Here is a 22921-nt window from a genome sequence, read left to right as displayed (position 1 = left end):
CATGACGCCCTCGAAGGAACCCCCCACCGCGATGAGCCTCGAAGAACGCATCACCGGCGCCCTGGTCGGCGCCGCCGTCGGCGACGCCCTCGGCGGCCCCGTCGAGGGCTACACCCCGGAGCAGATCACCGAACGCCACGGCGGCCGCGTGCACGGCGTCGTCGGCCCCTGGAACGGCGACGACTGGCGCACCGCCCGCCCCATCGCGCCGTACCACAAGGGCGACGGCCACGTCACCGACGACACCCTCATGACCCACGCGCTGGTCCGGGTCTACGACCGCGTACGCGACCACCTGGACGCGTACGCCGTCGCCGAGCACCTGGTGCCGGACATGATGACGACCCCGCGCTGGATCCCCGAACTGGAGGCGGAGGCCCTCCCCCTGCAACGGGTCTTCCTCGCCGAGAAGTGGCTGGTGGCCCGTATTCACTACGGCCACGTCGACCCGCGCGAGGCCGGCACCGGCAACATCGTCAACTGCGGCGCGGCGATGTACATGGCCCCGGTCGGCCTGGTCAACGCGGCCGACCCGCGCGGCGCGTACGCCGAGGCCCTGGACATCGCCGGCGCTCACCAGTCGTCGTACGGCAGGGAGGCGGCGGGCGTGTTCGCGGCGGGGGTCGCGGCGGCGTGCACGCCGGGCGCGACCGCCGAGTCTGTGGTCGAGGCGTGCCTCACCCTGGCGAAGGACGGCACCCGCGCGGCGATCGAGGCCGTGTGCGAAACGGCCGCCCGTCACACGGACTTCGAGTCGGCGCTGCGCCCGCTCCGCGAGGCGGTGACCCCGTTCGACACGGTCGGCCCGGACTACCGCGCCCCCTCCCTGGGCGCCCGCCGCCCCTCCCGCCTCCACTCCATCGAGGAACTCCCCGTCGCCCTGGGCATGTTGCTCGTGGCCCGCGGCGACTACCGTCACGCGGTCCTGGGTTCGGTGAACTACGGCCGCGACTGCGACTCGATCGCCACGATGTCGGGTGCCCTCGCGGGCGCGCTGGGCTCGGACGTCCCGTCCGACTGGGCCAAGACCGTCGCGGAGGCCAGCCGCCTGGACCTGCACGCGCCGGCCGCGACCCTGGCCGAGGTCGCCCGCCAGATCCATGCGCGGGACGTACGGCGCCGCCGCGCCCACGAGTCCGCCTTCGCCACGCTGGCCTCCCTCCGGTGACCGCGCCGCGTCTCACCTGGGTCCAGCCGGAGGACCTCCTGGGCCACGAACTCCACCAGGCGGTCCAGGACGGCCGTGAGCCCTCGGCCGTCGCCGCCCGCTGGCGAGCGGCCGGCGGCCCCCCGGCCCCCCTGCGCGCCGGCGCCTCCCCGGGGCGCGTCTCCCGCTACCTGCGGCAGCTCGCCGAGGACCTGCTGGACGAACTCGCGGACCTGCCGAGCGGGTTCAGCGAGGCCGAGCCGACCGCCCTGAGCGGGATCAAGGCGCTGTGCCCCCACTGGCCGGCACCCCCGTCCGCCCCCGGCGCCCCGGGGGCACCACCCCGCCCCGCCCCGGCCGCGTACCTCCCCCGCCTGGAAGCCGCCTGGCTGGGCCGCGCCGCCGGCTGCCTGCTCGGCAAACCGGTCGAGAAACTCCCCCTCGCCGCGATCCGCGACCTCGCGCGGGCGTCCGGCAACTGGCCCCTCACCACCTGGTTCACCGCCCGGGGCGTCCCGGCGGAACTCCTCGCCGCCCACCCCTGGAACCGCCGCTCGGCCCCCACCTCCCTCGCCGAGAACATCGACGGCATGCCCGAGGACGACGACCTCAACTACCCCCTCCTCAACCTCCTCCTGCTCACCCGTCACGGCCGCGGCTTCACCACCACCGACGTGGCCACCCTCTGGCTGGACGAGCTCCCCGCGGGCCGCACCTTCACCGCCGAACGCGTCGCCTACCGCAACCTCCTGTGCGGCATCGACCCCCCGCTGACCGCCCGCCACCGCAACCCGTTCCGCGAATGGATCGGCGCTCTCATCCGCGCCGACGTCCACGGCTGGACCAACCCCGGCGACCCCGGCGCGGCGGCCGAACAGGCCCACCGCGACGCCACCCTCACCCACACCGCCAACGGCGTCTACGCGGCGATGTTCGTCGCGGCCACCATCGCGGAGGCCGCCACCGGCACGCACGACATCCACCACTGTCTGCGCACCGGCCTGACGGTCGTCCCCCCGGGCTCCCGTCTGGCGGGGGCGATCACCCACGCCGTCCGTCTCGCCACCCGCACCCGGGACTTCGACGTGGTCGTCGACGAACTCCACACCGCCCACGCCGGCCACCACTGGGTCCACGCCCTTCCCAACACCGCCCTGCTCACCGCCGCCCTCACCCACGCGGACGGCGACTTCACGACCTCCATCTGCCGTGCGGTGTCGGGTGGTTGGGACACCGATTCCAACGGCGCGACGGCGGGCAGCATCGCCGGCCTCCTCACCGGCTCCCCGGACGCGCTCCCCGGGCGCTGGACGGCCCCCCTCAAGAACCGCCTGGCCACCTCGATCGCCGACTTCAACGGCGTCGGCTTCGACACCCTGGCCCACCTCACGCTCCGGGAGACCCCTCACCCATGACCCAGGCGTACGACCCCCCGCTCTCCCACCTGCGCGTCCTCGATCTCGCCACCCTCTTCGCCGGCCCCCTCGCCGCCACGATGCTCGGCGACTTCGGTGCGGAGGTCATCAAGGTCGAGCACCCGACGAAGCCGGACCCGTCCCGCGGCCACGGCCCGTCGAAGGACGGCGTGGGCCTGTGGTGGAAGCTGCTGGGCCGCAACAAACGCACCCTGACGCTGAACCTCTCCACCCCCGGCGGCCGGGACACCCTCCTGCGCCTGGCCGCCACCGCCGACGTCGTCATCGAGAACTTCCGCCCCGGCACCCTGGAGAAATGGGGCCTGGGCTGGAAGGAACTCTCGGCGGTGAACCCCGGCCTGGTCCTCGCCCGGGTCACCGGCTTCGGCCAGTTCGGCCCGTACGCGCACCGTCCCGGCTTCGGCACGCTCGCCGAGGCGATGAGCGGCTTCGCCGCCATCACCGGCGAGGCGGACACTCCGCCGGTGCTGCCCCCCTTCGGTCTCGCCGACTCCATCGCGGGCCTGGCGACGGCATACGCGGTGATGACCGCACTCGCCGCGCGTGACCGGACCGGTCAGGGGCAGACGGTCGACATGGCGATCATCGAGCCGATCCTCACCGTCCTCGGCCCCCAGCCCCTCTGGTACGACCAGCTCGGGCACGTCCAGCCTCGCACCGGCAACCGCTCCGCCAACAACGCCCCCCGCAACACCTATCGCACGGCGGACGGTTCCTGGGTGGCCGTCTCCACCTCCGCCCAGTCGGTCGCGGAACGGGTGATGCGCCTGGTCGGCCGGCCCGAGCTGATCGACGAGCCCTGGTTCGGCTCGGGGGCGGAACGGGCCCGCCACGCGGACGTCCTGGACGAGGCGGTCGGCGTGTGGATCGCCCGCCACACCCGTGAGGAGGTCATCGAGGTGTTCGAGAAGGCGGAGGCGGCCGTCGCCCCCATCCAGGACATCACCGAGGTGATGACCGACCCGCAGTACCGTGCCCTGGACACCGTCACCACCGTGGACGACCCCGACCTCGGGCCCCTGCGCATGCAGAACGTCCTCTTCCGGCTCTCCGCGACCCCCGGCGCGATCCGCTGGGCGGGCCGCGCCCACGGGGCCGACACGGACGCGGTCCTCACCGAGCTGGGCCTGTCGGAGCCGGACATCGCGGCCCTCCGTCAGGAGGGCGCCCTGTGACCCCCCGCCCGGCCACTCCGTTCCCCCTGACCTGGCTGTACGTCCCCGGCGACCGCCCGGAGGTGGTCGCCAAGGCCCTGACCTGCGGCGCGGACGTGGTGATCGTGGACCTGGAGGACGCGGTGGCCCCGGACCGCAAGGCCTACGCCCGCGCCGCCACCGCCGAGCTGCTCTCGGCCCCGCCCCCCGTGCCGGTCCACGTACGCGTGAACGCCCTGCACACCCCGGAGGCCGAACAGGACCTCAAGGCCCTCTCCCCGCTGCCCGGTCTGTCGGCACTGCGCCTCCCGAAGGTCACGTCCCCCGCCGAGATCGCCGCCGTCGCGGAGGGAACGGCCCTCTCGGAAGGCGGCGCGATCCCCCTGTACGCCCTCCTCGAATCGGCCCTGGGCGTGGAACGCGCCTACGCCATCGCCACCGCCCACCCCGCGCTGCACGGCATCACGCTCGGCGAGGCGGACCTCCGCGCCGACCTGGCCGTCCGCCACGACCGGGCCCTCGACTGGCCCCGCTCCCGCGTGGTCGTCGCCGCGCGCGCCGCGGGGCTGCCCTCACCGGCCCAGTCGGTCCACCCGGACACAAAGGACCTGGACGGCTTGGCCGACTCCTGCGCCCACGGCCGCTCCCTCGGCTTCCTGGGCCGCGCCGCCATCCACCCCCGCCAGCTCCCGGTCATCGAACGCGCCTACGCCCCCACCCCGCAGGAGGTGGAGTCGGCCGAGGAGATCCTCAGGGCCGCGACCGCAGCACCCGGCGCCCAGGCCCTCCCCGACGGCCGCTTCATCGACCCGGCGATAGTGGCCTTCGCCCACAGAACCCTCTCCCTGTCCGACCGCCCCACCAGAACCTGACCCCCGGCCGGCCCGCCAGACCCGGGGGCCGGGCCTTTCAGCCCCACGGGCCCGGGTCCTTCAAGCCCCGCAGGGCTCAGGTCCTTCAAGCCCCACGGCCCGGGTCTTTCAGCCCCGCAGGGCTCAGGTCCTTCAAGCCCATGGGCCCGGGTCTTTCAAGCCCGCAGGGGCTGGCCTTCAAGGGGCGCGGGGAACCGCGCGAGAACCCCCACCGGACCCGCACCCACCCCAGAACCCGGAGCACCCACCCACCCCACAGGGGGCGGATGGGTGCTCGAACATCCTCAAGGAGTAGCGAACCGGCGGATCACCGCTACCGAAGCACGACGTCAGCTCTTGTCCGCGGACTCGGCCTTCTTCTCTGGCTCCGCCTTCTTCTCGACCACGGAGTCGGAAACCTCCGCGCCCTTCTCCCCCTTGGCGCCCGGGACGGCCTTGGTGCCCACGGCCCCCTTGGCGTCCTCGACGTCCTTCACGCCGGACGCGCCCGAACCCTCGTCGCCCTTCTCGGCGTCCACGGCGGCACCGCCCTCACCCTCGTCCCCGTCACCGTCGGAGACACCCGGCTCGACGACCTCTTCCCGCCCCGGCCGCTTCCGGGCCGACAGGACCAGGTAGATCACGGCGAGGACGAAGACGAACAGCGCGGTCCAGTTGTTGAGGCGCAGCCCGAGGATGTGGTGGGCCTCGTCGACCCGCATGTACTCGATCCAGAACCGCCCCGCGCAGTACGAGGCGACGTACAGCGCGAACGCCCGCCCGTGCCCGAGGGTGAAGCGCCGGTCCGCCCAGATGACGAGGAGCGCGACACCGATGCACCAGAGCGACTCGTAGAGGAAGGTCGGGTGGTACGTCCCCGGCAGCCGCCCGTCCGTGGAGGAGGTGATCTCCACCGCCCACGGCAGATCCGTCGGCTTGCCGTACAGCTCCTGGTTGAACCAGTTGCCCCACCGCCCGATCGCCTGCGCCAGCGCGAGACCGGGAGCGACGGCGTCCGCGTAGGCGGGGAGCGGGATACCGCGCCGGCGGCATCCGATCCACGCGCCCACCGCGCCGAGCGCGATCGCGCCCCAGATGCCGAGTCCGCCCTCCCAGACCTTGAAGGCGTCGACCCAGTCACGGCCCTCGCTGAAGTACAGCTCGTAGTCCGTGATCACGTGGTAGAGCCGCCCACCGACCAGGCCGAAGGGCACGGCCCAGACGGCGATGTCGGCGATCGTGCCGGCCTGTCCGCCCCGTGCGACCCAGCGTTTGTTGCCGAGCCAGACGGCTACGAAGACACCGATGATGATGCAGAAGGCGTAGCCGCGCAGCGGGACGGGACCGAGGTACAGCACCCCGCGCGACGGGCTGGGAATGTAGGCAAGTTCCATGGCAGGGTCGACGCTACCCTGCCGGGCCCGGCCGACGGCGGGCGGCCCGGCAACGGGTCCATAACGCCGCGTCACACCCGCCTCGACGGCCCACGGCCCCCTGCGGCCCCTCCCGGCTCACCCGTGGCTCACCCCTGGGCCTTCGCCTCCACCATCTGCTTCAGCTTGGCGGGGGTCATGGACTGGTCCGCGTAGATGTTGGTGCCGTTGAGGAAGACGCTCGGCGTGCCGGAGAAGCCGCCCTTCTGGAACGCCTTGTTCGACTTGGCGACCCAGCTGTTGTGCTTGCCGTCCTCGACGCAGGTGCGGAAGGGGGCGGTGTCCAGTCCGTCCACCTTCTTCGCCAGCTCGAGCAGCCTGGCCTCACCGGCGAAGTCGTCGTTCGTCTCGGGCGGCTGGTTCTGGTAGAGCACGTCGTGGTACTCGGGGAACTTGCCCTCGTTCTGCGCGCACGCGGCGGCGTTGGCGGCCTTGCGGGAGCCGCTGCCGCCCATGTTCCCGTCGATCAGGGTGGCGAGGTGGTACTCGACCTTCAGTTTCCCGGCCGCGGTCAGCTCGTGGATCGTCGAGCGGTAGGCGTCCTCGAAGGACTTGCAGGCCGGGCAGCGGAAGTCCTCCCACACGGAGAGGGTCGACCTGGCTCCGGCGTCCCCGACGGGGATCGCGAGGCTGTCCTCGCCGTTCGCCCCCGAGGGCGCCACCACCGGGCCCGAGGCGTCCGACTCGTCGTCCTTGCCCGCGTTCGCCGCGACCACGCCGATGCCGGCGGCCAGCCCCAGGACGCACACCACGGAGGCGCCCACGATCAGTACCCGGCGGCGCTTCTCGGCGGTCTTCTGCTTCTCGCGCTCCTCCGCCAGCCGTTCACGGGCGGTGCGCTTTCCCTCACGGTTCTTCTCGCTCACATCCCGCAGAACGAACCGGGGAGGCGCACCGCGCCTCCCCGGTCCCACTTCCACCCGTTCGAGTGAGCGGATCACCCGTTACGTCCGGCAGCCCCCGTACGACAAACGGGTGAACGTCACGAGGTGTCCCACGCCCCGGGTCACACGCCCCGGCGCACGCCCTTGGCTAGGTCGCCCGCCAGGTCCCGGACGGCGTCCAGACCGGCCGCCTCGTCGGGGGCGTCCAGCATCAGCTTCACGAACGCGGAGCCGACGATCACGCCGTCGGCGAACCCGGCGACCTCGGCGGCCTGCTCGGCGTTGGAGACGCCGAGGCCGACGCAGACCGGCAGGCCGGAGCCGGTGGCGCGGGTGCGTTCCACCAGGTCCTGGGCCTGCGCGCCCACCGACTCCCGGGTGCCCGTGACCCCCATCAGCGAAGCGGCGTAGACGAAGCCGCTGCCCGCCGCGGTGATCTCGGCGAGCCGGGCGTCCCTGCTGCTCGGCGCGACGACGAAGACCGTGCCGAGGCCGTGCTTCTCGGCGTGCTCCCTCCACAGCGCGGACTCCTGGACGGGCAGGTCGGGCAGGATGCAGCCCGCGCCGCCCGCCTGAGCCAGCTCGGCCGTGAAGCGCTCGACGCCGTAGCGGTCGATGGGGTTCCAGTACGTCATGACGAGGACGGGCTTCCCGGTGGCCTCGAATGCCTCCCGGACCGTCCGCATCACGTCCGCGATCTTGACGCCGCCGCGCAGGGCGATGTCGTCGGCGGTCTGGATGACGGGGCCGTCGAGGACCGGGTCGCTGTGCGGCAACCCGACCTCGACGACGTCGGCGCCGCCCTCGAAGACCGCCTTGACGGCGGCGATGCCGCCGTCGACGGTCGGGAACCCGGCCGGCAGATAGGCGATGAGCGCGGACCGCCCCTCCGCCTTGGCGGCGGCGAGGGTGTCACTCAACAGCTGGATGTTCCCGCTCACTTGGCGTCCCCCTCGATCTCGGCGAGATCGGCCGCGTCGGCGGCGACCTCGGCGTCGGCACCACCGTCATACAGGCCGAAGTACCGCGCGGCCGTGTCCATGTCCTTGTCGCCACGCCCGGACAGGTTGACGACGATCAACCCGTCCTTGCCCAGCTCCTGGCCGACCTCCAGGGCACCGGCGAGCGCGTGGGCGCTCTCGATCGCCGGGATGATGCCCTCGGTGCGCGACAGCAGCCGCAGCGCCTGCATGGCCGCGTCGTCGGTGACGGCGCGGTACTCGCCGCGGCCGCTGTCCTTGAGGTACGCGTGCTCGGGGCCGATACCGGGGTAGTCCAGGCCGGCCGAGATCGAGTACGGCTCGGTGATCTGGCCCTCCTCGTCCTGCAGGACGTAGGAGCGCGAGCCGTGCAGGATGCCCGGTTCACCGGCGGTGAGCGTCGCCGCGTGCTCACCGGTCTCGACGCCGTGGCCTGCGGGTTCGCAGCCGACGAGACGGACACCGGCGTCCGGGATGAAGGCGTGGAAGAGACCGATGGCGTTGGAGCCGCCGCCCACGCACGCGACGGCGGCATCGGGCAGCCGCCCCGCGCGTTCGAGGATCTGCCGCCTGGCCTCGACGCCGATGACCCGGTGGAAGTCGCGGACCATCGCGGGGAAGGGGTGGGGCCCGGCCACGGTCCCGAACAGGTAGTGCGTGCGGTCGACGTTGGCGACCCAGTCCCGGAACGCCTCGTTGATGGCGTCCTTCAGGGTCCGCGAACCGGACTTCACGGCGATGACCTCGGCGCCCAGCATGCGCATGCGGGCGACGTTCAGGGCCTGCCGCTGCGTGTCGATCTCGCCCATGTAGATGGTGCAGTCGAGGCCGAAGAGCGCACAGGCCGTGGCGGTGGCGACGCCGTGCTGGCCCGCTCCGGTCTCGGCGATGACCCGGGTCTTGCCCATGCGCCTGGTGAGCAGGGCCTGCCCGAGCACGTTGTTGATCTTGTGGGACCCGGTGTGGTTCAGGTCCTCGCGCTTGAGGAAGACGCGCGCGCCGCCGGCGTGCTCGGCGAACCGGGGCACCTCGGTGAGCGAACTGGGCCGCCCGGTGTAGTGGACGAGCAGGTCGTCGAGCTCGCGCGCGAACTCGGGGTCGTGCTTGGCCTTGTCGTACTCCACGGCGACCTCGTCCACGGCGGCGACCAGCGCCTCCGGGATGAACTTGCCGCCGAACGCGCCGAAATACCCCTCGGCGCTGGGAACCTGACCCTCGGGGTCGGGAATGAAGAACTCACTGGACATGCGCATACCTCGCAGGGGCGTGGCCCCGTCGTCGATCGGAATCCGGCTCACAGCGATCACGTACGCCACACACCACCCCGCGGCACCGGGGTCCCCCGCGTTCCGCCGGGACCCCGCACTCGGCCGCCGTCGCCCACCGGCCGCCGGGGACACGACACCCGGCGTTTCGGCGAGGGGAGACGCGGCTCAGCCGCCCACAGGGCGTCGGCGCGTACGTGTCCTGGGCCATCGCATGCCGTTCACCTGACCCGGCTCGTCACCGATGACGTAGCGGACCCGGCGCCCGTGGACGCGACGGGCGGGGGCCCGGCAGCCACGGGGACGGCACCCGCGCGCGAGGCGGGCGTAGGGGTCCCGGGGAGTCATGGTGATCGAGAACATCGGGGCACAGCCTACCGGCCCCGGCTCACCCGTGTGGGTGAACACGAGCGGTACGGCGGCTCCGCCGCACCCCGGCGCCCCGGCCGGGACGGATCCCGGCCGGTCGGCGGCGAGGGCGCGGCCGGTCATGGCCGGGTCAGCCCCGCCCGTGCCGCAGCGCCGGGTGCTCGCCGGCGGCGACGAGGTCGGCGACGGCGGTCTTGGGGTCCTTGCCGGTGACGAGGGACTCGCCCACGAGGACGGCGTCGGCGCCGGCGTTGGCGTAGGCGATGAGGTCGTGCGGGCCCCGGACACCGGACTCGGCGATCTTGACGATGGAGTCGGGGATCTCGGGGGCGACCCGCTCGAACGTGGAGCGGTCGACCTCCAGGGTCTTGAGGTTGCGGGCGTTCACACCGATCACCCGCGCACCGGCGTCGACCGCGCGCTCGACCTCGTCCTCGTCGTGGACCTCGACGAGCGGGGTGAGCCCGATGGACTCGGCGCGCTCGATCAGCGATTCCAGCGCCGGCTGATCGAGCGCGGCGACGATCAGCAGGACGACGTCGGCGCCGTACGCCCGCGCCTCCCACAGCTGGTACGAGGTGACGATGAAGTCCTTGCGCAGGACGGGGATGTCCACGCGCGCGCGGACGGCCTCCAGGTCGGCCAGCGAGCCGCCGAAGCGGCGCTGTTCGGTGAGGACGGAGATGATCGCCGCGCCGCCCGCCTCGTAGTCGGCGGCGAGACCGGCCGGGTCGGCGATCGCGGCGAGCGCGCCCTTCGAGGGGCTGGACCGCTTGACCTCGCAGATCACCTTGACGCCGTCGCCGCGGAGCGCGGCCACTCCGTCCTTGGCCGCCGGAGCCTTGGCCGCGCGCTCCTTGAGCTCGTCGAGGCTGACGCGCGCCTGCCGTTCCGCGAGGTCGGCACGGACTCCGTCGATGATCTCGTCGAGCACACTCACGCGAGCGGCCCCCTTTCAGACGGTGGGAACGATGAAAACGGCAAAAATCAGTGACAACGTTTGACGGTCATGTATTGACAGTCGGGCGGTTCTCAGGGTTCAGGCAGTTCACTGCGATGGTATCCGCAGGAAGGCGTAGGCCTCGCATCCGGTTGACGGCGGTCCCACTACCTGGACGTTCACGGTTCGATCAAGGATGGAGCCAGCCACCGAACGGCAGGTTCCGGACAACCGTGAAGACCAGCGCCAACGCGCCCAGGGACCACAGGTGGACGGGCCCGAGGCGCGGGCGCAGGGATCGTCCGCGCGCCGTACGGATCACCCAGACGGTCCACAGCACCGCGAAGCCCAGGAAGCCCGCCACGGCCAGCGCGTTGTCGGTGAGGGCGGTCGCGAGGTCCCCGTGCGCGAAGGCGTGCGCGCTGCGCAGGCCGCCGCAGCCGGGGCAGTACAGGCCGGTCAGGCGCCACAGCGGGCAGACCGGGTAGTGGCCGGGTTCGTCGGGGTCCACGGCTGCGACGTACGCGAAGGCCCCGGCCACGGCCGCGAGCACTCCGGCGGGCACCACGAGCGCGCGGAGCCTGTGCCCCGTGGCCCGGACGGGACCGGCGGTCGCCTCGCCCGGATCACCCGTGTCGCCCGTCGTGCCGTTCACGGCGCGGGGCGGTGGCGCGGTCGGCTGGGTCTCGGCGTTCACACACCGCATTCTGCCCCGCGCGGACCGTACGCGCGCCTGAGGGACGGCCCGCGGTGTCGCGGAACCGTCCCTCGGGCGGATGTCAGCCGTTGGCGCCGGCCGGCTCGGGGGTGGTCCCGGCCTGCGCGCGCACCGTCGCCGTCTCGTACACGGCGTGCGCGTCCTTCGGCTGGCCCATGCCCATGGCGCGCATGATCATGCCGACGACGCCGCCGAGGACGGTGATGACCATGCCGGCCCAGAATCCCAGCGGCTCGGCCATCACCATGAAGGCGCCCGAGACGCAGAAACCGATGAAGGCGATGGTGACGCCGGTCCAGGCGGCCGGGGTGTGACCGTGGCTGCTGCCCGCCATGACTTGCTCCTCGTTGTCCATTGCGTGGTGCTCGATGCGTGTCGCTCGATGCCTGTGCTGAGTCGGACGCTCGTCGTCCATTGTCCCGTACGGGTACGGGTGCCTTGAGCGGGGGTGTCCACTCCCGGCGTTCGGGGCGTCGTTGGGGGTCGTCCTGCGGGTGGCCCTAGGCGGGGCCGGGTCCCGTCGGGTCCTCGCCCCGGTCCAGGGCCTTCCACATGTCCTCGGGCCGGTCGGGGTCGACCGGCCGGGCCTTGCGCGGCCGGGGGGTGCCGTCGCGTTCGTAGCGGCCGGACATCGCGGGCCACCGCCGTCCGTGGCGCAGGGCGAGCAGTCCGGCGAGCAGGATGAGCGCGCCGCCGACGGCCGCGACGTAGGGCCAGCCGGTGTGACCGAGCGCGTCGACGGTCGCTGCGGTGTCGCCGGAGGCCTCGGCCGCCTTGTCGTCGAGCGCTGCGCTGTCCTGGGCGCCGAACAGCGCGGCGGCGATGGTGCCCGCCCCGGAGAGCGCGAGCAGCGCGGAGACCAGGACGCGCCCGGAGCGGCGTACGGCGAAGACGGCGACGAGCGCGGCGAGGCCCACCACGGCCAGCGCCGCGGGCACGCCCGTGACATCGCTGCCCTGGGCGGTCAGCGGAAAGTCGCCGCCCGCCACCGCGATGGTGCCCTGCGACCAGCGCTGCCGGCTGGCGAGCAGCACGACGGCCGCGCCCAGGGCACCGCTGAGCAGCGCCAGGGCGAGACTGCGCCGGCCGGCGCGGACGGACGCGGGTTCGGAACGGGGATGGTCAGGTGCTGCGGTCACGTACTCCACTATCGCCTGCCCCCCGGGTGCGTTGTCACCCGGGGCGCACGTGAGAAGCGCCCTACTCTCCGAGCCGGTTGGCCGTGTGGACCGCGCGCAGGACCGCCGCCGCCTTGTTGCGGCACTCGGTGTCCTCGGCGACGGGGTCGGAGTCGGCGACGATGCCGGCGCCGGCCTGGACGTACGCCGTGCCGTCGCGCAGCAGTGCCGTGCGGATGGCGATGGCGGTGTCGGAGTCGCCGGCGAAGTCGAGATAGCCGACGCAGCCGCCGTACAGGCCCCGGCGGGACGGTTCCAGCTCGTCGATGATCTGCATCGCGCGCGGTTTGGGGGCACCCGAGAGGGTGCCGGCGGGGAAGCAGGCCGTCAGGACGTCGAAGGCCGTACGGCCGGCCGCGACCCGGCCGGTGACGGTGGACACGATGTGCATGACGTGCGAGTACCGCTCGACGGACATGAAGTCGACGACCTCGACCGAGCCCGGCTCGCAGACCCGGCCCAGGTCGTTGCGGCCCAGGTCGACGAGCATCAGGTGCTCGGCGCGCTCCTTGGGGTCGGCGAGCAGTTCGTCGGCGAGGGCCTGGTCCTCCTGCGGGCTCGCACCCCGGTGCCGGGTGCCGGCGATGGGGTGGAGCATGGCGTGCCCGTCCTCGACCTTGACCAGGGCCTCGGGGGAGGATCCGACGACGTCGAAGCCGTCGAAGCGGAACAGGTACATGTACGGGGACGGGTTGGTCGCCCTCAGGACCCGGTAGACGTCCAACGCGCTTGCCGTGCAGGGGGTTTCGAAGCGCTGGGAGGGGACGACCTGGAAGGCCTCGCCGGCCCGGATGCGCTCCTTGATGTCCTCGACGGCCTCCTGGAAGTCGGGGCCGCCCCACAGCGCGGTGTACTCGGGCAGCTCGGAGGGCGGGAGGGCGGCGGGGGGCTGGGCGACGGGCCGGGCGAGGTCGGCCTCCATGGCGTCGAGGCGGGCGATCGCGTCGGCGTGGGCCTCGTCGACGCCGGTGTCCAGGTCGTTGTGGTTGATCGCGTTGGCGATCAGCAGGACCGAGCCCTCCCAGTGGTCCATGACCGCCAGGTCGCTGGTCAGCAGCATGGTCAGCTCGGGCAGCCGCAGGTCGTCCCGCCCGCCCGGGCCGATCTTCTCCAGGCGGCGCACGATGTCGTAGCCGAGGTACCCGACCATGCCGCCGGTGAAGGGGGGCATGCCCTCCTGGTGGGGGGTGTGGAGGGCCTCGATGGTGGCGCGCAGGGCGGCGAGGGGGTCGCCGTCGACGGGGACGCCGACGGGCGGGGTGCCGAGCCAGTGGGCCTGCCCGTCGCGGGCGGTGAGGGTGGCGTGGCTGCGGACGCCCACGAAGGAGTAGCGGGACCACGAGCGGCCGTTCTCCGCGGACTCCAGGAGGAAGGTGCCGGGGCGCTCGGCGGCGAGCTTGCGGTAGAGCCCGACGGGGGTGTCGCCGTCGGCGAGGAGCTTGCGGCTGACGGGGATGACCCGGCGGTCGCCGGCCAGCTTGCGGAACGTCTCGAGGTCCATGGCGGCTGACCTTACTGATCCAGTGACGGTGCGTCGGAATCGGCGCCACCCGGGGCGCCTTCCTCGGCCTTGAGGACGTCCTCGTCGAAGCAGGTACGGGCGCCGGTGTGGCAGGCGGCGCCGACCTGGTCGACCTTCACGAGGACGGTGTCGGCGTCGCAGTCAAGGCTGACGGACTTCACCCACTGGAAGTGACCGGAGGTGTCGCCCTTGACCCAGTACTCGCGGCGGCTGCGCGACCAGTACGTGCAGCGGCCGGTGGTGAGGGTGCGGTGCAGGGCCTCGTCGTCCATCCAGCCGAGCATGAGCACCTCACCGGTGTCGTACTGCTGGGCGATGGCGGGCAGGAGCCCGTCGGCGCCGCGCTTGAGGCGGGCGGCGATCTCGGGGTCCAGCGCGCCGGGAGTGCCGGAGCCGGCGGGGGCTCCGGGACGGTGGGGGCGGCTGGAGGACGGCGTGCTGGTCATGCGTGCCATTGTGCCGCGCCGCGCCGGGCGGCCTCGCCGGTTGTCCACAGGCCGGACCCTCTTGTCGTACGAATGACCGGTACGAATGACCGGCCCGCAGGCGACCGTCCGGGTATCCGTGGGCGGATCGGCCGGACCGGCGCTGGGCGGGGCGGTGGCCCGGTCGTAGGCTGGCTGCCATGTCTACCCATGCCAAGCGTGAACGGCTTCTCTTCGCCGACCTGTTGGAGACCGCGGGCCCAGAGGCCCCCACCCTGTGCGAGGGCTGGACGACCCGTGATCTGGCCGCGCACGTGGTCGTGCGCGAGCGCCGCCCCGACGCCGCCGGCGGCATACTCGTCAAACAGCTCGCGTCCCGCCTCGACCGGGTGATGGCGGAGTTCGCCGCCAAGCCGTACGAGGAGCTGATCCAGCTCGTGCGGACCGGTCCGCCGCGCTTCTCGCCCTTCAACCTCAAGCAGATCGACGAGGCGTCGAACACGATCGAGTTCTACGTGCACGCCGAGGACATCCGCCGGGCCCGGCCCGAGTGGACCCCGCGCGAGCTCGACCACGTCTTCCAGGACGCCCTGTGGTCCCGTCTGGAGCGCACGGCCCGCCTCATGGGCCGCCGCTCCCCCACCGGCCTGGTCCTGCGCCGCCCCGACGGACGGACGGCGGTGGCCCACCGCGGCGCCCCCGTCGTCACCGTCACCGGTGAGCCCGCCGAGCTGCTGCTGTTCCTCTACGGCCGCCAGCAGGTCGCCGATGTCGAACTGGAGGGCGAGAAGGAGGCGATCGCCAAGCTGCACGAGACGAAGCAGCTGGGGATCTGAGCCGAGTCGGCGTGGGCCCCGGTCACCTGGTGACCGGGGCCCAGGTCCAAGGGTCCGACGGCGTCACCGTACGGGGTGCCCGGCCGCCCGCAGCGCGTTCTTGACCTCGCCGATGCGCAGGTCGCCGAAGTGGAAGACGGAGGCGGCGAGGACGGCGTCGGCGCCCGCATCGACGGCCGGGGAGAAGTCCGCGAGCTTGCCGGCGCCGCCGGAGGCGATGACGGGGACGGTGACGTGCTTGCGGACGGCGGTGATCATCTCCAGGTCGTAGCCGTCCTTGGTGCCGTCCGCGTCCATGGAGTTGAGGAGGATCTCGCCCGCGCCCAGTTCGGCGGCCCGGTGGGCCCACTCGACGGCGTCGAGGCCGGTGCCCCTGCGGCCGCCGTGGGTGGTGACCTCGAAGGATCCGGCCTCCGTGCGGCGGGCGTCGACCGACAGGACGAGCACCTGGCGGCCGAAGCGCTCGGCGATCTCGCGGATGAGGTCGGGGCGGGCGATCGCCGCCGTGTTGACGCCGACCTTGTCGGCGCCGGCCCGCAGCAGCTTGTCGACGTCCTCGGCCGTCCGGACGCCACCGCCGACCGTCAGCGGGATGAAGACCTGCTCGGCGGTGCGGCGCACCACGTCGTACGTCGTCTCGCGGTTGCCCGACGAGGCGGTGATGTCCAGGAACGTCAGCTCGTCGGCACCCTCGGCGTCGTACACCTTCGCCATCTCGACGGGGTCGCCCGCGTCGCGCAGGTTCTGGAAGTTGACACCCTTGACGACCCGGCCGTTGTCCACGTCCAGGCAGGGGATGACTCGGACCGCCAGGGTCATGAATCCACGGCTCCTTAGAAATACCCGTAAAGGCTCGGCGAGGCTCTGGAGAGCCCCTAGCCCCGAAATGCTTCGATCTCTACTTCGACGAGGATGCGGGGGTCGACGAAACCCTCCACGACCAGCAAGGTCGCGGCGGGGCGCACCGGGTCGAAGATCTCCTTGTGGGCCCGCCCCACGTCCTCCACGTCCCGCATGTGGGTCAGGTACATCCGGGTACGGATCACCGACTCGGCGCCGAGCCCGAACTCGCCGAGCGCCTGGACCGCGTGGGTGAAGGCCGCCTTGGCCTGTTCGTAGGGGTCGCCCTCCCCGTGCAGCACGTCACCCCTGAAGGCCGTCGTGCCCGCCACCAGGACGCGGTCGCCCGCTGCGACGGCGCGCGCGAAACCGAAGGACTCCTCCCAGGGACTCCCGCTCTGCAGCCGCCGCACGGCTTCGGACGTCATGACGACACAGCCTCCAGGGCCTCTTCCAGGGTGAACGCCTTCGCGTACAGGGCCTTGCCGACGATGGAACCCTCGACGCCGAGGGGCACCAGCTCGGCGATGGCCCGCAGGTCGTCGAGGGACGACACGCCACCGGACGCCACGACCGGACGGTCGGTGGCCGCGCACACGTTCTTCAGCAGCTCCAGGTTGGGCCCCTGGAGGGTGCCGTCCTTGGCGATGTCGGTGACGACGTAGCGGGCGCAGCCCTCCTTGTCGAGGCGCTCCAGCGTCTCGTAGAGGTCCCCGCCGTCGCGGGTCCAGCCGCGGCCCTTCAGTGTCGTGCCGCGCACGTCGAGGCCCACGGCGATCCTGTCGCCGTGCTCGGCGATGACCTTGGCGACCCACTCGGGGCTCTCCAGCGCGGCGGTGCCGAGGTTGACCCGGGTGCAGCCGGTGGCCAGCGCCTTCGCCAGGGAGGCGTCGTCCCGGATGCCGCCGGACAGTTCGACCTTGATGTCCATGGCACGGGTGACCTCGGCGACCAGGTCCCGGTTGTCGCCGGTGCCGAACGCGGCGTCCAGGTCGACCAGGTGCAGCCACTCGGCGCCCGCGCGCTGCCAGGCGAGGGCGGCCTCAAGCGGGGAGCCGTAGGAGGTCTCCGTGCCGGACTCGCCGTGGACGAGCCGGACCGCCTGGCCGTCACGGACGTCGACGGCGGGAAGGAGTTCGAGCTTTGCCATGGCTACAGGGTTCCGATCCAGTTGTTCAGCAGCTGGGCTCCGGCGTCGCCGGACTTCTCGGGGTGGAACTGGGTGGCCCACAGGGCGCCGTTCTCCACGGCCGCCACGAAGGGCTTGCCGTGCGTCGACCAGGTGACCTTGGGGGCGGTGAGCGCGGGGTTGTGCGTCTCCAGGGACCAGTCGTGGACGGCGTAGGAGTGCACGAAGTAGAAACGGGCGTCGGCGTCGAGGCCCGCGAACAGCCGCGTGCCGGCCGGGGCCTCGACCGTGTTCCAGCCCATGTGCGGCACGATCTCGGCCTGGAGCGGCTCGACGGCGCCGGGCCACTCGTCCAGCCCCTCGGTCTCCACCCCGTGCTCGATGCCGCGTGCGAAGAGGATCTGCATGCCGACGCAGATGCCCATCACCGGTCGGCCGCCGGAGAGCCGCCGGTCGATGATCCAGTCGCCGCGCGCCTCCTTCAGCCCCTTCATGCAGGCGGCGAAGGCGCCGACGCCGGGCACCAGCAGCCCGTCGGCGTTCATGGCGCGGTCGAAGTCACGCGTTATCTCGACCTCGGCACCCGTACGTGCGAGGGCGCGCTCGGCGGACCTCACGTTGCCGAAGCCGTAGTCGAAGACGACGACCTTCTTGGGGGCGCTCAATTCCACACCTCCAGCCTCATGACACCGGCGACCAGGCACATCGCGGCGCCGACGGAGAGCAGCACGACGAGCTGCTTCGGCATCCCCTGCTTGACGAAGGAGATGATCCCGCCGACCAGGAAGAGGCCGACGACGATCAGGACGGTCGACAGGCCGTTCACAGCGCGCCCTTCGTGGAGGGAAGGATGCCGGCCGCGCGCGGGTCGCGCTCGGAGGCGTAGCGCAGGGCCCGCGCCAGCGCCTTGAACTGGCACTCGACGATGTGGTGGGCGTTGCGCCCGTAGGGCACGTGCACGTGCAGAGCGATCTGGGCCTGGGCGACGAAGGACTCCAGGATGTGCCGGGTCATCGTGGTGTCGTACTCGCCGATCATCGGCGCCATCTTCTCGGGCTCGGTGTGCACGAGGTAGGGGCGGCCGGAGAGGTCGACGGTGACCTGGGCGAGGGACTCGTCCAGCGGGACCGTGCAGTTGCCGAAGCGGTAGATGCCCACCTTGTCGCCGAGGGCCTGCTTGAAGGCGGCGCCCAGCGCGAGGGCGGTGTCCTCGATGGTGTGGTGGGAGTCGATGTGCAGGTCGCCGTCGGTCTTCACGGTCAGGTCGAACAGACCGTGGCGGCCGAGCTGGTCGAGCATGTGGTCGTAGAAGCCGACCCCGGTGGAGATCTCCGTCCGGCCGGTGCCGTCGAGGTTGATCTCGACGAGGACCGAGGTCTCCTTGGTCGTCCGCTCTATCCTGCCGACGCGGCCTTCGCGAGTCATGCGTCCGTCTCCTTCTTCAGTTCACGTACCGCGTCGAGGAACGCGTCGTTCTCTTCCGGGGTGCCGGCGGTGACCCGGAGCCAGCCCGGTACTCCGTTGTCCCGGACCAGGACGCCCCGGTCGAGGATCTGCTGCCACACGGTGTGGGAGTCGTCGAAGCGGCCGAACTGCACGAAGTTGGCGTCGGACGCGGTCACCTCGTAGCCGATCGCCAGCAGCTCGCCGACCAGGCGGTCCCGCTCCGACTTCAGCTGCTCGACGTACTTCAGCAGCGTGCCGGTGTGCTCCAGGGCGGCCAGGGCGGTCGCCTGGGTGACGGCCGACAGGTGGTACGGCAGCCGGACCAGCTGGACGGCGTCCACGACCGCCGGGTGGGCGGCGAGGTAGCCGAGGCGCAGGCCCGCCGCGCCGAACGCCTTCGACATCGTGCGCGAGACGACGAGGTTCGGCCGGCCCTCGATGAGGGGCAGCAGCGAGTCACTGTGACTGAACTCGACGTACGCCTCGTCGACCACGACGAGCGACGGCTTCGCCGCCTGCGCGGCCTCGTACAGCGCGAGGACGGTCTCGCCCGGGACGGCGGTGCCCGTGGGGTTGTTGGGGGTGGTGACGAAGACGACGTCGGGACGGTGCTCGGCGATCGCCTTCTCGGCGGCGGCGAGGTCGATCGTGAAGTCGTCGTTGCGGGGGCCGGAGATCCATGTGGTGCCGGTGCCGCGGGAGATCAGACCGTGCATCGAGTACGAGGGCTCGAACCCGATCGCGCTGCGGCCGGGCCCGCCGAAGGTCTGCAGCAGCTGCTGGATGACCTCGTTGGAGCCGTTGGCCGCCCACACGTTCGCCACGCCGACCTCGTACCCGGAGGTCTTCGTCAGGTACTCGGCGAGCCGCGTCCGCAGCTCCACCGCGTCCCGGTCCGGGTAGCGGTTGAGGTCGCGGGCCGCCTCCCGCACCCGCTCGGCGATCCGCTCGACCAGCGCCTCGGGCAGGGGGTAGGGGTTCTCGTTGGTGTTGAGGCGTACGGGGACGTCGAGCTGGGGGGCGCCGTAGGGGCTCTTGCCGCGCAGTTCGTCCCGTACGGGGAGGTCGTCGATTCCGAAGCTCACTTGCCGGGTACCTTCCAGCCGAACCTTGCCTTGATCGCCGCGCCGTGCGCGGGCAGGTCCTCCGCCTCCGCCAGCGTGACCACGTGGTGCGCGACCTCGGCCAGCGCGTCCTTCGTGTAGTCGACGATGTGGATGCCGCGCAGGAAGGACTGGACGGACAGACCGGAGGAGTGGCAGGCGCAGCCGCCGGTCGGCAGGACGTGGTTGGAGCCGGCCGCGTAGTCGCCCAGGGAGACCGGCGCCCAGGGGCCGATGAAGATCGCGCCGGCGTTGACGACCCGCTCGGCGACCCGGGCGGCGTCGGCCGTCTGGATCTCCAGGTGCTCGGCGCCGTACGCGTTGACCACCCGCAGGCCCTCGTCGACGCCGTCGACCAGCACGATCGCGGACTGCCGGCCGGCCAGCGACGGCCGGATCCGGTCCTCGACGTGCTTGGTGGCCTCGACCTGCGGCTCCAGTTCCTTCTCTACCGCGTCGGCGAGCGCGAGGGAGTCGGTGACGAGCACCGCGGCGGCGAGCGGGTCGTGCTCGGCCTGGCTGATCAGGTCGGCGGCGACGTGCACCGGGTCGGCGGTGTCGTCGGCGAGGACGGCGATCTCGGTCGGGCCCGCCTCGGAGTCGATGCCGATGACACCGGTGTAGTACCGCTTGGCTGCGGCCACCCAGATGTTGCCCGGCCCGGTGACCATGACGGCGGGCGGGCAGGACTCGGTGCCGTGGGCGAACATCGCCACGGCGGTGGCGCCACCGGCCGCGTACACCTCGTCGACGCCGAGCAGCGCGCAGGCCGCGAGGATCGTGGGGTGCGGGAGTCCGTCGAACTCGGCCTGCGCCGGGGAGGCCAGGGCGATCGAGGGGACACCGGCCTCCTGCGCCGGGACCACGTTCATGATCACGGAGGAGGGGTACACCGAGCGGCCGCCGGGGGCGTAGAGGCCGACGCGCTCGACGGGCACCCACTTCTCGGTGACCGTGCCGCCGGGGACGACCTGGGTGGTGTGGGTGGTGCGGCGCTGCTCGCGGTGGACGATGCGGGCGCGGCGGATCGACTCCTCCAGGGCCGCGCGGACGGCCGGATCGAGGTCCTTCAGCGCCTGGGCGATGGCCTCGGCCGGGACCCGTACGGAGGTCAGACGTACCCCGTCGAACTTCTCCGCGAAGTCGATCAGCGCCGCGTCTCCCCGATGATGCACGGCCTCGCAGATCGGCCGCACCTTCTCCAGGGCGGCCGAGACGTCGAAGTCGGCTCGGGGCAGCAGGTCGCGCAGGGCGGGTCCCTCCGGGAGGGCGTCGCCGCGCAGATCGATTCGGGAGATCACGTCCCCAATTCTCTCAGACCCGCGTCGGCCTACATCCGCGCGTTCCACTGGCTGATACGGGGCGGTCCGGGAACCCGGAAGATCACCTTCACGTCTTGCGTTCAGGACGTCACTCAGCGGGCATCACCAGCGTAAAACAGGTGCGCGATACACGTGAGTGCACGTGGGTGTGCGCGAGTGGCACGGGACGGGGGAAGGAAGCGCTGTGAGCGAGGGGCCCGGCATCCGGGACGACGGAGAGCTGCCGGACGACCTGACCGCCGCCGAAGCGGGCATGTGGCAGGCCTTCCGCAACGGCAGCGTGTACGACCTGAGCGACGGGGACCTCCCCGTGGACGACCCGCACGGCGGCCACCCCTGGGGGCCCGAGCGGACCGTACGGGCACGGATCGTGGCGTGGCTGCTGCTGGACGGGCCGCCCGCGCTGGCCGGGCGGGTGTCGGCACTGAAGCTGGTCGGTGTGCAGATCAAGGGCGTCCTGGAACTGGCGGGCGGCCAGGTGGTGCCGTACGTGGAGATGAAGGGGTGCCGGTTCGAGAAGGAGATCCTGCTGCCGGAGGCCCGGTTCACGACCGTGCGCCTGGTGGACTGCTCGGTGCCCCGGCTGGAGGCGGCCCGGCTGCACACCGAGGGCGATCTGCATCTGCCGCGCTGCCGGTTCCACAACGGGGTGCGGCTGGCGGACGCCCACATCGGCACCGATCTGCTGCTCAACCAGGCCGTCGTCTACCGTGACCGGCACGGACGCTCGCTCTCCGCCGACGGGCTGACCGTCGCCCAGGACGTCCAGGCCGAGATGCTGGAGTCGCACGGCGAGCTGAGCCTGCGCGGCGCGACCGTCGGTGCCTCGCTCAGCCTGCGCGGCAGCCGGCTCGCCAACCCCTACGGCCGCCTCGCGCTGAACGCGCCCCAGCTGACCGTCGAACGCACCCTCTATCTGACCCCGGCCGGCATCGGCAATCCGCTGCACACCAGCGGCAGTACGCCGGCGCGCGGCACCCGGGTGCAGCGGTTCGAGTGCACGGGCGGGATCCGGCTGGACGACGGGCGGTTCGGTGACTCCGTCGACCTGGAGCGGGCCCGCTTCACCTTCACGGACGAACAGGAGCTGTCGCTGCGCCGCGTCCAGGTGCCCGAGCTGCGGTTCCTCGGCGACCGGCCGGAGCGCGGCAAGGTCGTCCTGTCCGGCGCGCGCGTCGGCGTCCTGATCGACAGTTCGGAGAGCTGGCCGGGCCCCGGCAACCTCCACATGGGCGGCTTCCAGTACGAGTCGCTGGTGCCGCGCGACCGGTTCCCGCTGGCCAGACGGCTGGAGTGGGTGGCGGCGGCGACCGCCGAGTACAGCCCGGAGCCGTACGAGCGGCTGGCGAGCGTGCTGCGGGCCGGCGGGGACGACGAGGGGGCCCGCGAGGTGCTCCTCGCCAAGCAGCGCCATCGGCGGCAGGGCCTGCCGCTCGCGGCCAAGCTCTGGGGCCACGCGCAGGACTGGACCGTCGCCTACGGGTACCGGCCGGGCCGGGCGGCGGTGTGGATGACGGTGCTGTGGGCGCTGACCTCGCTGGCCTTCTCGCAGTCGGACCATCCGCCGATGAAGAGCGGCGAGCACCCGAACTGGAGTGCCTCCCTGTTCGCCCTGGACCTGCTGCTGCCGATCGTCGACCTCGGCCAGGTCGGGTACTGGCAGCTGGACGGCGGCTGGCAGTGGCTCGCCGCGGTGGTGATCATCCTGGGCTGGATCCTCGCGACGACGGTGGCGGCGGGCGCCACCCGGCTCCTGAGCAGGAACTGACCCGTCCTCCCGCCGGCCGCCGGGCGGTCCGGACCCTGATGGGGGCGGCACACAACCGGACTCGCCGTCCCGTCGTCTTGCTACCGGGAGCGCCGATCGCGACCTCGCCGATCGCGCGACCACGACAGCGGGAACCCGGTCCGCGCGGGCGGCGCCGGTCCGAGCGCAAGGGGGT

Annotated in this window: 25 protein-coding genes; 6 read left to right on the top strand and 19 right to left on the bottom strand. The window is 72.3% G+C overall.

What is annotated here, in order from left to right; all coding sequences use genetic code 11:
- Position 1 precedes the first annotated feature (1 nt).
- Genes ACFU5F_RS22270 through ACFU5F_RS22255 form a run of 4 tightly spaced genes read left to right on the top strand, consistent with a single transcriptional unit; the run spans position 2 to position 4609 of the window.
- Positions 2–1168, top strand: a complete 1167-nt coding sequence (locus tag ACFU5F_RS22270; RefSeq protein WP_383889926.1) for an ADP-ribosylglycohydrolase family protein — start codon at positions 2–4, stop codon at positions 1166–1168.
- Positions 1165–2562 carry an ADP-ribosylglycohydrolase family protein gene (locus tag ACFU5F_RS22265; protein WP_383889923.1) on the top strand — a complete coding sequence of 466 codons (1398 nt, stop codon included), beginning with the start codon at positions 1165–1167 and terminating at the stop codon, positions 2560–2562. Before ACFU5F_RS22270 ends, ACFU5F_RS22265 begins: the two co-directional genes overlap by 4 nt.
- Positions 2559–3758 carry a CaiB/BaiF CoA transferase family protein gene (locus tag ACFU5F_RS22260; RefSeq protein ID WP_383889920.1) on the top strand — a complete coding sequence of 400 codons (1200 nt, stop codon included), beginning with the start codon at positions 2559–2561 and terminating at the stop codon, positions 3756–3758. Before ACFU5F_RS22265 ends, ACFU5F_RS22260 begins: the two co-directional genes overlap by 4 nt.
- Complete coding sequence (locus ACFU5F_RS22255; protein WP_383889917.1) at positions 3755–4609, top strand: HpcH/HpaI aldolase/citrate lyase family protein; 855 nt, start codon at positions 3755–3757, stop codon at positions 4607–4609. Before ACFU5F_RS22260 ends, ACFU5F_RS22255 begins: the two co-directional genes overlap by 4 nt.
- Before the next feature lie 329 nt (positions 4610–4938).
- On the opposite strand, the gene lgt is transcribed toward ACFU5F_RS22255, so the two are convergent.
- The 11 genes from lgt to hisI form a co-directional block, all read right to left on the bottom strand.
- Positions 4939–5982 (bottom strand): prolipoprotein diacylglyceryl transferase, encoded by a 1044-nt coding sequence (gene lgt, locus ACFU5F_RS22250; protein WP_383889914.1) that lies wholly within the window; start codon positions 5980–5982, stop codon positions 4939–4941.
- A 128-nt stretch (positions 5983–6110) separates the two neighbouring features.
- A complete protein-coding gene (locus tag ACFU5F_RS22245) occupies positions 6111–6887 on the bottom strand; it encodes a thioredoxin domain-containing protein (protein ID WP_383889911.1) in 777 nt (258 codons plus the stop codon).
- A 140-nt stretch (positions 6888–7027) separates the two neighbouring features.
- Positions 7028–7846, bottom strand: a complete 819-nt coding sequence (gene trpA / locus ACFU5F_RS22240) for a tryptophan synthase subunit alpha (RefSeq protein WP_383889909.1) — start codon at positions 7844–7846, stop codon at positions 7028–7030.
- Positions 7843–9132, bottom strand: coding sequence for a tryptophan synthase subunit beta (gene trpB, locus ACFU5F_RS22235; RefSeq protein ID WP_383889906.1), 1290 nt, complete (start codon positions 9130–9132; stop codon positions 7843–7845). Before trpB ends, trpA begins: the two co-directional genes overlap by 4 nt.
- Positions 9133–9318: 186 nt before the next feature.
- Complete coding sequence (gene trpM, locus ACFU5F_RS22230; RefSeq protein WP_383890002.1) at positions 9319–9498, bottom strand: tryptophan biosynthesis modulator TrpM; 180 nt, start codon at positions 9496–9498, stop codon at positions 9319–9321.
- 151 nt (positions 9499–9649) lie between these two features.
- On the bottom strand, positions 9650–10459 hold the full coding sequence (trpC, locus tag ACFU5F_RS22225) for an indole-3-glycerol phosphate synthase TrpC (RefSeq protein ID WP_383889903.1): 810 nt from the start codon (positions 10457–10459) through the stop codon (positions 9650–9652).
- A 190-nt stretch (positions 10460–10649) separates the two neighbouring features.
- Complete coding sequence (locus ACFU5F_RS22220) at positions 10650–11165, bottom strand: DUF2752 domain-containing protein (protein ID WP_383889900.1); 516 nt, start codon at positions 11163–11165, stop codon at positions 10650–10652.
- Between the two features lie 73 nt (positions 11166–11238).
- The gene (locus tag ACFU5F_RS22215; RefSeq protein ID WP_383889897.1) at positions 11239–11511 is read right to left on the bottom strand and encodes an HGxxPAAW family protein; all 273 of its coding nucleotides are present in this window, start codon (positions 11509–11511) and stop codon (positions 11239–11241) included.
- A 166-nt stretch (positions 11512–11677) separates the two neighbouring features.
- Positions 11678–12325 (bottom strand): TIGR02234 family membrane protein, encoded by a 648-nt coding sequence (locus ACFU5F_RS22210; protein WP_383889894.1) that lies wholly within the window; start codon positions 12323–12325, stop codon positions 11678–11680.
- Positions 12326–12377: 52 nt separating this feature from the next.
- Positions 12378–13856 (bottom strand): anthranilate synthase component I, encoded by a 1479-nt coding sequence (locus ACFU5F_RS22205; RefSeq protein ID WP_383889891.1) that lies wholly within the window; start codon positions 13854–13856, stop codon positions 12378–12380.
- A gap of 11 nt (positions 13857–13867) precedes the next feature.
- Positions 13868–14323 carry a phosphoribosyl-AMP cyclohydrolase gene (gene hisI / locus ACFU5F_RS22200; RefSeq protein WP_383889889.1) on the bottom strand — a complete coding sequence of 152 codons (456 nt, stop codon included), beginning with the start codon at positions 14321–14323 and terminating at the stop codon, positions 13868–13870.
- A gap of 179 nt (positions 14324–14502) precedes the next feature.
- Here hisI and ACFU5F_RS22195 point away from each other — a divergent pair, with 179 nt between their 5' ends.
- Positions 14503–15138 (top strand): TIGR03085 family metal-binding protein, encoded by a 636-nt coding sequence (locus tag ACFU5F_RS22195; protein ID WP_383889886.1) that lies wholly within the window; start codon positions 14503–14505, stop codon positions 15136–15138.
- Between the two features lie 63 nt (positions 15139–15201).
- Here ACFU5F_RS22195 and hisF read toward each other — a convergent pair whose 3' ends face one another.
- Genes hisF through hisD form a run of 8 tightly spaced genes read right to left on the bottom strand, consistent with a single transcriptional unit; the run spans position 15202 to position 20957 of the window.
- Complete coding sequence (hisF, locus tag ACFU5F_RS22190) at positions 15202–15957, bottom strand: imidazole glycerol phosphate synthase subunit HisF (protein WP_383889883.1); 756 nt, start codon at positions 15955–15957, stop codon at positions 15202–15204.
- A gap of 56 nt (positions 15958–16013) precedes the next feature.
- Complete coding sequence (locus tag ACFU5F_RS22185; protein ID WP_383889880.1) at positions 16014–16406, bottom strand: RidA family protein; 393 nt, start codon at positions 16404–16406, stop codon at positions 16014–16016.
- Complete coding sequence (gene priA / locus ACFU5F_RS22180; protein ID WP_383889877.1) at positions 16403–17128, bottom strand: bifunctional 1-(5-phosphoribosyl)-5-((5-phosphoribosylamino)methylideneamino)imidazole-4-carboxamide isomerase/phosphoribosylanthranilate isomerase PriA; 726 nt, start codon at positions 17126–17128, stop codon at positions 16403–16405. Before priA ends, ACFU5F_RS22185 begins: the two co-directional genes overlap by 4 nt.
- A 2-nt stretch (positions 17129–17130) precedes the next feature.
- Positions 17131–17778: an imidazole glycerol phosphate synthase subunit HisH gene (gene hisH / locus ACFU5F_RS22175; RefSeq protein ID WP_383889874.1), complete on the bottom strand. Its 648-nt coding sequence runs from the start codon at positions 17776–17778 to the stop codon at positions 17131–17133.
- Entirely contained in the window at positions 17769–17933 is a 165-nt protein-coding gene (locus ACFU5F_RS22170; RefSeq protein WP_005478154.1) for a hypothetical protein, read from the bottom strand. Before ACFU5F_RS22170 ends, hisH begins: the two co-directional genes overlap by 10 nt.
- Positions 17930–18532, bottom strand: coding sequence for an imidazoleglycerol-phosphate dehydratase HisB (gene hisB / locus ACFU5F_RS22165; RefSeq protein ID WP_383889871.1), 603 nt, complete (start codon positions 18530–18532; stop codon positions 17930–17932). The genes ACFU5F_RS22170 and hisB overlap by 4 nt, the downstream gene beginning before the upstream one ends.
- A complete protein-coding gene (locus ACFU5F_RS22160; protein ID WP_383889868.1) occupies positions 18529–19638 on the bottom strand; it encodes a histidinol-phosphate transaminase in 1110 nt (369 codons plus the stop codon). The genes hisB and ACFU5F_RS22160 overlap by 4 nt, the downstream gene beginning before the upstream one ends.
- Positions 19635–20957 (bottom strand): histidinol dehydrogenase, encoded by a 1323-nt coding sequence (hisD, locus tag ACFU5F_RS22155; RefSeq protein ID WP_383889865.1) that lies wholly within the window; start codon positions 20955–20957, stop codon positions 19635–19637. Before hisD ends, ACFU5F_RS22160 begins: the two co-directional genes overlap by 4 nt.
- Before the next feature lie 205 nt (positions 20958–21162).
- Here hisD and ACFU5F_RS22150 point away from each other — a divergent pair, with 205 nt between their 5' ends.
- Positions 21163–22746, top strand: a complete 1584-nt coding sequence (locus ACFU5F_RS22150) for an oxidoreductase (RefSeq protein WP_383889862.1) — start codon at positions 21163–21165, stop codon at positions 22744–22746.
- Positions 22747–22921: the final 175 nt, after the last annotated feature.

The sequence above is a fragment of the Streptomyces sp. NPDC057438 genome (genome assembly GCF_042802995.1).
GTDB lineage: Bacteria > Actinomycetota > Actinomycetes > Streptomycetales > Streptomycetaceae > Streptomyces.
The sequence above is the reverse complement of the archived record's forward strand: the minus strand, read 5'-3'. Positions and strand labels throughout refer to the sequence as shown.